This window comes from Neorhodopirellula pilleata, assembly GCF_007859915.1.
GTDB classification, from domain to species: domain Bacteria; phylum Planctomycetota; class Planctomycetia; order Pirellulales; family Pirellulaceae; genus Rhodopirellula; species Rhodopirellula pilleata.
In genome coordinates this window covers 18,844-29,322 of the sequence record NZ_SJPM01000030.1, presented here as the reverse complement: position 1 = coordinate 29,322, position 10,479 = coordinate 18,844, and the positions used below count along the sequence as shown (strand labels likewise).

At 55.5% G+C, this 10,479-nt stretch carries 5 protein-coding genes; 3 read left to right on the top strand and 2 right to left on the bottom strand.

The features are described from left to right. Positions 1 to 258: 258 nt before the first annotated feature. On the bottom strand, positions 259 to 1,275 hold the full coding sequence (locus Pla100_RS28815; RefSeq protein WP_146582591.1) for a 6-bladed beta-propeller: 1,017 nt from the start codon (positions 1,273 to 1,275) through the stop codon (positions 259 to 261). Between the two features lie 125 nt (positions 1,276 to 1,400). Here Pla100_RS28815 and Pla100_RS28810 point away from each other — a divergent pair, with 125 nt between their 5' ends. The 3 genes from Pla100_RS28810 to Pla100_RS28800 all read left to right on the top strand — a co-directional run bounded on the left by Pla100_RS28810 (position 1,401) and on the right by Pla100_RS28800 (position 7,870). After that, complete coding sequence (locus tag Pla100_RS28810; RefSeq protein WP_146582589.1) at positions 1,401 to 2,654, top strand: threonine/serine exporter family protein; 1,254 nt, start codon at positions 1,401 to 1,403, stop codon at positions 2,652 to 2,654. A 28-nt stretch (positions 2,655 to 2,682) separates the two neighbouring features. After that, positions 2,683 to 2,994: a quaternary ammonium compound efflux SMR transporter SugE gene (sugE, locus tag Pla100_RS28805; protein ID WP_146582587.1), complete on the top strand. Its 312-nt coding sequence runs from the start codon at positions 2,683 to 2,685 to the stop codon at positions 2,992 to 2,994. Positions 2,995 to 3,109: 115 nt separating this feature from the next. Continuing rightward, positions 3,110 to 7,870, top strand: coding sequence for a PVC-type heme-binding CxxCH protein (locus tag Pla100_RS28800; protein ID WP_231603754.1), 4,761 nt, complete (start codon positions 3,110 to 3,112; stop codon positions 7,868 to 7,870). Here Pla100_RS28800 and Pla100_RS28795 read toward each other — a convergent pair. After that, positions 7,833 to 10,433 (bottom strand): NAD(P)-binding protein, encoded by a 2,601-nt coding sequence (locus Pla100_RS28795; protein WP_231603753.1) that lies wholly within the window; start codon positions 10,431 to 10,433, stop codon positions 7,833 to 7,835. The genes Pla100_RS28800 and Pla100_RS28795 overlap by 38 nt on opposite strands. Between the last annotated feature and the right edge of the window lie 46 nt (positions 10,434 to 10,479).

Here is a 10,479-nt window from a genome sequence, read left to right as displayed (position 1 = left end):
CGATTTTTCAATCCAGCGTCAGTTCCGATGATTGCGAATCGAAAACTGCTTCCGAGCAGACCGGTGAAAATATGTACCCGTAACAAAATTGCCTTCCCACTTGAAAACCATATGGCAGTCTTCAAAACGCGTAAGCGAGGGATATGTGAAAGAGAACCAATGGCGTCCCATCCCTCGCTTACGCTTCGGGTTACGATTAGATCAACGGCTCGCTAACGCCAAATCGGCTAATCAACCGAATCCCTTCACCGGACATTCTTAGTCAACGACACGAACGAGTTTCATGATTCGGCCTGACGTGTTCCAATCTTGAACATAGAGATTGCCGTCCTTGTCCCAATACGATCCGTGAGTGCCGCTGAAGATGCCTTCGATCCATTGCTTTTGAGGCACATTAAAACCTCGTTTGGCAACATCCGGGTTGTGTCCCAAGACCGAGACGATCGTGTTGGTTTTGTCCAAAATGACAACGCGTCCTTGGAGGTCGGGTACAGATACATAGTCTCCTTGAATCGCCACCGAAGTGGGCATGCCCAATCCGGTCACGACCTCTTCGATGAATTCACCTTCAAGAGAATAGTGGACCAAGCGTCCCTTCGGTTGATGATTGCGATCGCAAATCAATAACCGATTCGGTTCGTACCGCGTGTCGAGTGTCATCCCGTGGGCCGTGTTGAATTCCTTGAGCGAGTTGCCTTTGGTGCCGAAATGAGAGAGGTACTTGCCTTCGGCATCGAATCGAAAAATGTGGTTGCTTGCATAACCATCAGATAAATAAATTTCACCGTTAGCGGCGACGGTGATGGCGGTAGGATTGAACTTCTTGAGATCCAAGCCAGACTCTTTGGGAAAAGGAAGACGCAACACGATTTCACCGCTTTTTGCATTGAACTTGAGCCCTTCGCCGGCGCTATTGCGGGCGCCATAGATGTATTCGACGCCATCTTCAACGCGAACTTCTAAATCGTGAATGTTGGTGTAGTCTTTGTCCAAGAACGAATGCAGTACTTGGCCATCGGGGGAGAAAATGAAAACACCCTGATTGGCACTGACGTAGACGTTGCCGTCTTGGTTGACGATCACTCCGCCATGAGTGGGGCCGAGGGCCGAGTTGCCGTCCGGGCGAAGTCCCCAGCCCGGAACGGTGTCGAATGTCATCTCGCCACAACCCATCCGCACGGGCGCAACCTTGTCTTCGGCCGACGCGAAGGCGATCGGAATCAATACGGTCAAGGCGGAAAAAAACAAGAGGGAGGATGTACGGAGAATCGGCATGGGGGAACCTGGTGGGGAAGGAGATCGGAATTGTTCGTGGTGACTCGACATCGTCGGACACGGCAACAGCATAGTCGATCCGTCGACCGGTTCCATCACCGCGCCAGTTCCTGTCTGCTATCGGGATGCCTGAAATCACCTCCGAAACGCTGATCCTGGAACTCGCTCGCAGTTTGCACGCCTGTGGTTCGCCCGCCTATGAGCTCGATCAACGAATGGAACAGGTTGCCGCGTCGCTCGGTCGATCGGCGACGTTCTTTTCAACGCCGACGGCATTGTTTGTCACGTTCGACGACGACGAGGCTCAGGGAACTCGGTTGTTGCGAGTGTATCCGAGTGATACCAACCTGCGCCGATATGCCGAGTTGTTTGAATTGCAGGCGGCCATTAGAAACGAGGGTTTGCAACCTAGAGAGGCTTTTGAACGACTCAAGGAAATCAATGAAGCTTCCGACGGCTATGGCATGTCGATCGAGGTGATCGCATTCGGCATCGCCGGCGCGTGCGTCGCGGTACTCGTTGGTGGTAACTCGACGGTGATTTTATCGTCGGGCATGATCGGTCTGATCGTCGGAGGCTTGGTCATCGGGTTGACGTATCTTCGAGTTCAAACTCATTTGATCAATGTCATCGCCGGATTTGTCGCCAGCGCGATCGCATGCGGGATTCAGGTGGTGGCGACATCCAGCAATTTCGAATTGACGGCGGTCTCGGCGCTGATTGTGCTTGTGCCAGGCTTGCACCTAACGATCAGCATCAACGAACTGGCTACGCAAAACCTAGCGTCGGGATCGGCTCGTATCTCCGGTGCGCTCACCACTTTGTTGACGATGATCTTTGGCGTTTACATGGGACATGGTTTAGTCGATGGATTTACGTCGATTCCTCGTTCGGTCACGCCGATCACTCCGACGTTCGCAATGTCGGCAGCAGTCGTCGTTCCCACAGCGCTTTGTTTCGCAGTATTGTTTCGCACACGTTACCGGGACATTCCTTGGTTGCTGTTAGCGAGCTTGGTGTCTTACACGTCGTTGCGTCTGGCTGCCGAATTCTTTAGCTCGTTCGCTGCCGTTTGGATCGCTTCGGTGGTGGCAGGAATGGTCAGTCACTTCGTTACGAACCGTTTGCGTTTGCCGTCGGCGGTGATGTTAATGCCCGCGTTGATACTGTTGGTGCCGGGCAGCATCGGATTCTCGGGGATGGCGCAGATTATCTTTCGTGATGACTTGCCTGGAGGCATGCGATTGATCGCCACGATGATGTTGACGGCCGTTGCGATTGTTGCCGGACTACTGCTTACCGACGCAATCACGCCGAATTACCAACAATTGGGGAAGGATCGTCATTCAGGCGACCATTCAAGCAGGATGCCTCATTGACTCGCTTCACGTTTCTTGAAATGTAACCATGGTCTGGATCTACTTAATCATCGCAGGTTGTTTAGAAATCGGCTGGGCGATCGGATTGAAATACACCGACGGATGGACGCGGTTCTGGCCGAGTGTTTTCACCATCGTCACGATGGTGGCCAGTTTCTATTGTCTGGCGATTGCCGTGAAAGAAATTCCCATCGGTACCAGCTACGCGATCTGGACGGGCATCGGGGCGGTCGGCACGGCGACGTTGGGGATCGTCCTGTTTTCCGAGCCCGTTTCGATTCTACGGATCGTGTGCATCGGATTGATCGTCGTGGGCATCATCGGGTTGAAGTGGACTTGATCGCGGGGAAAACGCGTTGGCGGTCGTGTTGTTTTGCATTCAGGAGTGGCAAGCGGTATCCTGATCGTTTCTTGCGATGCTCCAACTATCGATTCCCCCACCGTCGACGTCAATCATGTTCACTTTCCGCGAATCTGCTTTCTTATTTGGTCTCGGACTCATTGCATGGTTCACGAATCCCCTGCACGCTCAAACTTCCTGGCGAACGCAACGCATCCACAACGATTTCTTATGCGAAGGTGCGGCCTCGGGTGATCTGAACGGGGACGGACAGGTCGACCTCGTCGCCGGTCCGGTTTGGTACGCGGGTCCCGGATTCGAACAGCGTTTTGAAATCGCCGAGCCGAAGGTATTTTCCACTGCGGGGTACAGTGATCAGTTTTTCTCGCACGTTCTCGATTTCAATAACGATGGTCGCAACGACGTCCTTTCGATCGGGTTCCCCGGTCGGTCCGGTCGGTTGTATTTGAATCCTGGTCAGGAGTCGCTCGTTAGCCATTGGCCGGTCCATGAGATCATGCCACGCGTCAGTCATGAATCTCCGGCGCTGGTTGATTTGATTCCGGGTGGGTTGCCGGAACTGGTCGCTTCCCGCGATCGCAGTTACGGCTTCTACACGGCGGGCGAGGATCCGACGCAGCCTTGGAGGTGGACCGCGATTTCCGAACCGGGAACCGCCGCCGAACCGTTCGGTCACGGTCTCGGCGTCGGCGATATCGATGGTGACGGACGTTTGGATATCGTCGACCATCGTCATTGGTGGAAACATCCGAATCTTGATGTGCCAGACACTGCGCCGGAGCAGGGAACGGCGAAGCTTTGGCAGATGCGGACGTGGGCGAGTGAAGCCTACGGTCGCGGCGGAGCCCAAATTCATGTCCACGATGTTGACGGCGACGGCGATAATGATCTTGTCACCTCACATAACGCACACGGATATGGTTTGAGTTGGTTTGAACAATTGCCCGGCGAGCGTTTTCAACAGCACTTCATCTGTGGCGAATCATCGATCGAGAATCCATACGGGTTCGCGGTCTCACAACTGCACGCGGTCGAACTGGTCGACATTGACGGCGACGGATTGAAAGACATCGTGACGGGAAAACGTCGTTTCGCTCATGGTGGAAAGGATCCCGGCGGTTTGCAGGCACCGATCGTGGCGTGGTTTCAATGCGTGCGGTCCGGTGGCATTGAGGGTAAGGCGGAGGGAAGTCGCGGCGGCAGTCAAGGAATCGAGTTCGTTCCCCACATCATTGACGATCAATCGGGCGTCGGCGTCGAAGTCCTCGTGGCGGATCTGAACAACGATCAACAACCTGACGTCGTGTCGTCCAACAAATTGGGGTTGTCAGTTCATTTCCAAGAACCCACCACGGGAAATCGCCAAACGACCGGGCAATCAGCCTTCCCTTGGACGCTCGCACCGAGCGGCAATGTCAAGAAATCGCAAGATGAGTACGCCGATGGCTTTTCGCCCCAACAGGCGGTTGAAAACATGGACGTGCCACCAGGATTCAAGGTCGATCTGATCGCCAGTGAACCGGATTTGGTTCAACCGATCGCGATGTGCTTTGATGACCGCGGCCGGATATGGGTCATCGAAGGTCACACTTATCCTCAAAAAGCCCCCGAAGGTCAGGGGATGGATCGGATCTTAATCCTGGAAGACACCGACGCCGACGGATCGTTCGATCAGCGTACCGTGTTCGCAGAGGGGTTGAATCTCGCAAGTGGGATTGAAGTCGGATTCGGTGGCGTTTGGGTGGGGGCTGCTCCAGATTTATTGTTCTATCCTGATGCCGATCGTGATGATGTTCCTGACGGCCCGCCCCGGGTAATGCTCGACGGTTGGGGCTACCAGGACACTCACGAAACACTCAACAGTTTCACATGGGGGCCGGACGGTTGGTTGTACGGTTGCCATGGTGTGTTCACACATTCGAGGGTTGGCAAACCCGGAACACCGGACCAGCAGCGGGTTCCAATCAATGCCGGAGTGTGGCGATTTCACCCGGTGCGTCACGAATTCGAAGTCTACGCGCATGGAACGAGCAATCCTTGGGGTGTCGATTTCAACGAGGATGGTGATTGGTTCATCACGGCTTGTGTGATTCCACATCTCTATCACCTCAGTCAAGGCGGACGTTATTTTCGCCAAGCGGGTAATCATTTCGAGACGCATACTTACGACGATATCAAAACGATTGCCGATCACCTGCACTACGGCGATGGGACGTTTGAATCGTCGCAAGGCGGAAAAGTCGACCGTCAATTGGTCGCGCGAACGGCCGCCGACACGTCGGCGGTCGGAGGAGGGCACGCCCACTGCGGTTTAACGATCTATCAGGCCGACGAGTTCCCGGCCGAGTATCGCGGTGAGTTGTTCTTTCACAATCTGCATGGCCATCGCATGGTTCGCGACCATGTCGAGCGAGATGGTTCCGGCTTCGTCGGCCGACATCGTCCCGATTTTGCGATGTCTCACGACCACCGACAAATCGGTGTCGGCGTGATGCAAGGGCCTGATGGTGCGCTGTACACCTCGGATTGGCACGACCCGCAAACTTGTCACAACCGAAATCCAGAGATCTGGGATCGAACCGACGGGCGTCTGTTTCGGATTCGATTCGGCGACGTGCAACCATATCGTTTCGACTTGAACGATAAGACCGATGAAGAATTGATCGATTTGCTCGAACATTCCAACGCCTACTTTGTGCGGCGGGCCCAGCGTCTATTGCACGAACGATCGGTCAACGGGAGTCTGTCGACCGAATTGGTGAACGGTCAACTGAATCGATGGATTGACTCGGACCGCCCCCGCCGTGAACGTCTGCAAGCGGTGTGGACCATGTGGGTCACCGGCGGGCTCGGCGTGGACGAATTGAAAGAGTTGTTGAGCGACGACGACCCGATCGTTCGAGGATGGGCCGTTCAGTTCATCGGTGAAGCCAAGGCAGCGATTCGCGATGACGTTCACGCTGAATTGGCATCACTGTGTCGATCCGAACCGAGCAGCGTCACACGTCGATATCTTGCCTCGTTGCTGCAACGCATCCCGTTGAACCAACGATGGTCGCTCGCCGAAGGATTGCTTCGCCATTCATTCGATCGCGATGACCGAAATCTGCCATGGTTGATTTGGTACGGCATCGAACCACTCGTCGAAGAAGATCCGTCGCGTGCGTTTGAATTGGCTCGAGGCACGATTCATGAGACTGTCCGCAAGTTTGTTATTCGGCGGATGGCGGTCAGCGATGACGGCCGAGAATCCATCGTCGCGATGATGGGCAACGACGACTACTTGAGTGATGCTGGCATCATGATTGAAGAATTGCTCGAGGCGGCATGGAGCCGCGGCGGAGTCGGGATGCCGGCTTCTTGGCCACAGGTGGCCGAAAAGCTCCGCAAACGTAACATTCCGATCGTGCGAGATATGCTCGATTTGCTAGCGATCCAGTTCGGCGATCAATCCGCTTTCCCGGCGTTTCGCAAGCGTTTGGATGATCGCTCATTGTCGCCAAAAGAACGTCGTGAAGCCTTGAGTTTGCTGGCACAAGCGAACGATCCGGAATTGCCCGATGCTTTGATTCGATTGATCGATGATCCCGCGATCGGTGGCGACGCGATTCGCAGTTTGGCTCGTACCGAACGACCCGAAGTAACGCAGCGGTTGATTGAACGTTTTCGCCAATGGCCGGTCGATCGCCAAGCCGATGCGTTGGCGACATTGACCGCGCGAACCGGTTCGGTCCTCGCCCTGGTCGCAGCGATGGAAACCGATCTGGTCAATCCGACAACCATTCCCGCTTACGCAATCCGGCAAATGATCGCGGTCGGCGATCGAGAGAAAGCCGGTGGGAACGAACTACGAGAGCGAATCGAAAAGGTGTGGGGACGTGTCAGCCAAGGTGGCAGCGTGCCTCAATCGGTTTACCAACGGTATCTCGGACTGCTCGACGCGAACTCGCTCGCTCGTGCCGATCGTGTCAATGGAAAGCGACTCTATGATGCCAATTGCGGAAAGTGTCATCGTTTGTTCGGCGAAGGTCAAAACATTGGTCCCGATCTCACAGGTGCCAACCGGCAAGACATCAAGTATTGGCTTGAGAATATCCTGGAGCCGAATTCGATCATCGGAAAAGCCTACCAGACGACTCAGTTCGTCACCGACGACGGACGCGTGGTCATCGGTTTGGTTCAATCGGAGAACGACGACGCGGTGACCGTAACGACCGCGAATGAAACCATCGTGCTGCCGAAAAGCACCCTGGAATTGCGACAAGTATCGGAGGTGTCCTTGATGCCCGAAGGGCAACTTGAGCCGATGACGCCAGCCCAAGTCCGAGAACTGTTCGGATATCTGATGAGCCCCGGGCCGATCGTCTCATCCAAGGCAAGCGACGCTTCAGCAGCTTTTACTCGGCCGGGTGCACTCGAAGGTGAAACGTTGATCGAAGCGGCAGAGGTCTCGGCGGGGAAACTGTCTCGCCAAGGGATGTCAGGTTTTCCAGATCGATGGTCGAGTAATCAACAGCTTTGGTGGACGGGCGGGAAAGTCGGCGAGACGTTGTCGGTTGAAATTCCAGTTTCTCAGTCCGGACCGGCGAGAGTAACCTTTTATTTCACGACCGCGCCGGATTATGCGCAAATCGAGGTCGGATTGAATGATCAAGCGGCTCAGTCGATTGATCTTTACACTCCGGACGTGCGGGTTTCCTCGCCTGTTGTGTTTACAAATGCCAAGCCTGACGCGGGCGGTAAGTTGGTGGTAAAGATCCGAATCACCGGGCGAAACTCGCTCGCATTGGAACGTTACATGGTCGGTTTGGATTCGATCACGATCGAGCCAATGCCGGGCAGCGGTCCACGGTGACGTGACGAAGAACGCATCCTGCGATCGCCGCACCGCTCAGAAATGCCCCCTCCACGCGAGGCCCGCCGCACCAATCGCCGCATGCACCCAGCATCGTGGTGCGGTCCCACAGGCAGCTTTGCGGCAACGGTTGATTGGTATTGGCATACAGCCAACGATGAGCGACACGATGATGAATCGTTCCCAGTTTGCGATCGATTGCGTTCGAGAACGCCAATGTCAACGCTTCGCAAACATCGGTTTGGTTCGCGTCGAGATGTTCGGTCGTCCAATCGATCGACGCGTGTAGCACCCAATCGGAACGATTGGGATCGCGATGCGACGGACGTCCGGGTTTGGCGTCGTTGCGAGCGATCCATGACAGTGGCCCGTCATTGATGAAGGCACCCGCGAACGGCAGGTCGCCCGCACCGTCGCAGGAGATCATCAACGACCAACACGGCGACATTTCCACCTGTTCGATGTGCTCAACCAAGTCCGTGTGAGGATTCAATAAGGCGGATGCTTGTTGAGGCGGGCAATTGACGATCACGACGTCGAACGTTCCCAAATCGTCGGCATCGATCGACTTGAGTTGCCATGCGTCTGTGGCGTTGTCGTGTCGCAATGAACCGACGGTGCAGCCAGTGGTAACCGACAAGTCCTCGGCCAAGTGCTTGGCGATGCTGTTCATCGCAGGCTTGCCCACATAGCGAGGCGTGCTCCGTTTATGATCGACAATCCGGCCATGATCCAATTCCACAATCGGGTTCATCCAAGCTTCCGCCACTCCGGCTGCCATCCAGCTACGGACGTAACGTGCGAATCGATCGTCGCGGACGGTGAAGTACTGGGCACCATGATCGAACGAAGGTGCCGCAGCATGTCGCCGGGTCGCCAGACGCCCACCGACGCCACGCGACTTGTCAAATACAGTCACACGCAATCCGTGGTCGTGCATCACGCGGGCTGCCATCAAACCACCGATGCCAGCGCCGACGACAGCGACCCGCGGCAACTTTTTTGCGATCGGTCGATCGACGTGTCGCGCAAACCGAGCAAAGTCGATTCGATCGGCGTGAGACTGAACCGAGCGAGGCCGAATACGTCCATAAATCGGGTGGGCGTCCTCGAGTGGTTCGTCGAATTGCCCGAAGCACCATAAGATTCCGCCGTAACTGGCCGGGCTTCGTCCGTCTAACGCGAACCGGTGGTTTAAGTCGATGCAATGATTGAGTGCCTGCTCGGGACACGTCGTCATCGATAAGAACGCCTTGCCCCAAGTCAAGCGAACGTTGTTATGAAGTTCACCTTGCTTGAGAAGACTGCGTTGAGCCGCATCCCAAAGTGGAAGCCCCGTTCTCGCGCGGGCAAGCGACTCCCAATCGCACGAACCGTCGCGTGGGTCCATGGCATGTTGACGCAACGTCGCCTTGGCCCAGTCGGGGATCACATCAAACGTATCCAAGTCCTCGCAAAACATTTGGCAAAAGTGAAACGACATCTCTCGCCAAGTTAATAACTCGTCCAAGAATCGATCGACAGAGGATTCCCAGTGCGGGCTCGCGTCTTGACTGGCGCTTGCTTCGCGGGCGATCCGAAACGGACTGACCATTCCGTAATGCAAATAAGCGCTCAGGCGACTGCCGCTTTCGAAATCAGACTCGTCTTCGCGGTGTTGCCCGTACTGGGCGAGTGAGTGATCGCGAAAATGTTCCCATCGCAGGTAACCGGCTCGCATCCCTCCGGGTGAATCCGCGATCGGAGCGATCGTGTGATCAATTTTGCATTGCCCGATCAATTCGCTCAAACACACGTTTTGCAGATCGACGGGTTCGAATCCCAATTCCGATTCGTCCAATCGCAAAGTTGCGACTTCTTGAAACTCTTCGGTGGGAAGGCCGCCGATCATGGTCTCGTATTCCCAACGGCATCGCACCTTGTATTCGCCGGCGGTGATTTGCCGATAACGCGATGGTTGGCAAAACCATTCGGGTTGGGGTTTCGGGGGGGAAAGATCGTTAGGTTTGGCGATCGCCGTGACTTGGGCGAGTGAAAGCAGGCAGGTCGTATCGACCGAGACGAACGGAGTCGTGACTAAACATTTGATTCGTTCGGTCCAAGCGACCAGCGGGGCGACCGGCATCGCTTCGGTTACCAACACCGCGGCGCGGCGAGCCAGGTCGCGGAGGTGCGGTCCACGATGCCCGGCCCGCTCGAGGTGAAAGGCATAGCTAATCCCGCGTTCGGTCAGATCTCGTTGCACGTCGCGGGCGGCCTGCAAGATGAACGCGTGGTGACGATCGGAAGCGAACGGGTACTTTTCAGACAGACCGTGGTAAACGAGCAGCGGCAATCCATTTTGATGCGCTAAGGAAACGGCGACGTCCAATGCCGGGTTTTCATGTCCCCGGATGGCGTTGTGCATCCAGTACAACACGAATTCGCCCGGATCACAGGCCGTTTGGTCTGGATGGATCAACCATTCACAACGTTCGGACAATCGTGTGGGTAGTTGATAGTCCAAAATAGGTCCGAGAGGAGCGGTGGCAAACAGGAATTCTTCGGAATCGATCCGAGTCACAAGGGACGATAGCGTCCAGTCAATTCCAACCCGCCACGATGGGTGA

Bases quoted from the DNA above. Each gene is read 5' to 3' on its own strand.
- Pla100_RS28815 (WP_146582591.1), bottom strand. From the start codon at position 1,275: ATGCCGATTCTCCGTACATCCTCCCTCTTGTTTTTTTCCGCCTTGACC.
- Pla100_RS28810 (WP_146582589.1), top strand. From the start codon at position 1,401: ATGCCTGAAATCACCTCCGAAACGCTGATCCTGGAACTCGCTCGCAGT.
- sugE (WP_146582587.1), top strand. From the start codon at position 2,683: ATGGTCTGGATCTACTTAATCATCGCAGGTTGTTTAGAAATCGGCTGG.
- Pla100_RS28800 (WP_231603754.1), top strand. From the start codon at position 3,110: ATGTTCACTTTCCGCGAATCTGCTTTCTTATTTGGTCTCGGACTCATT.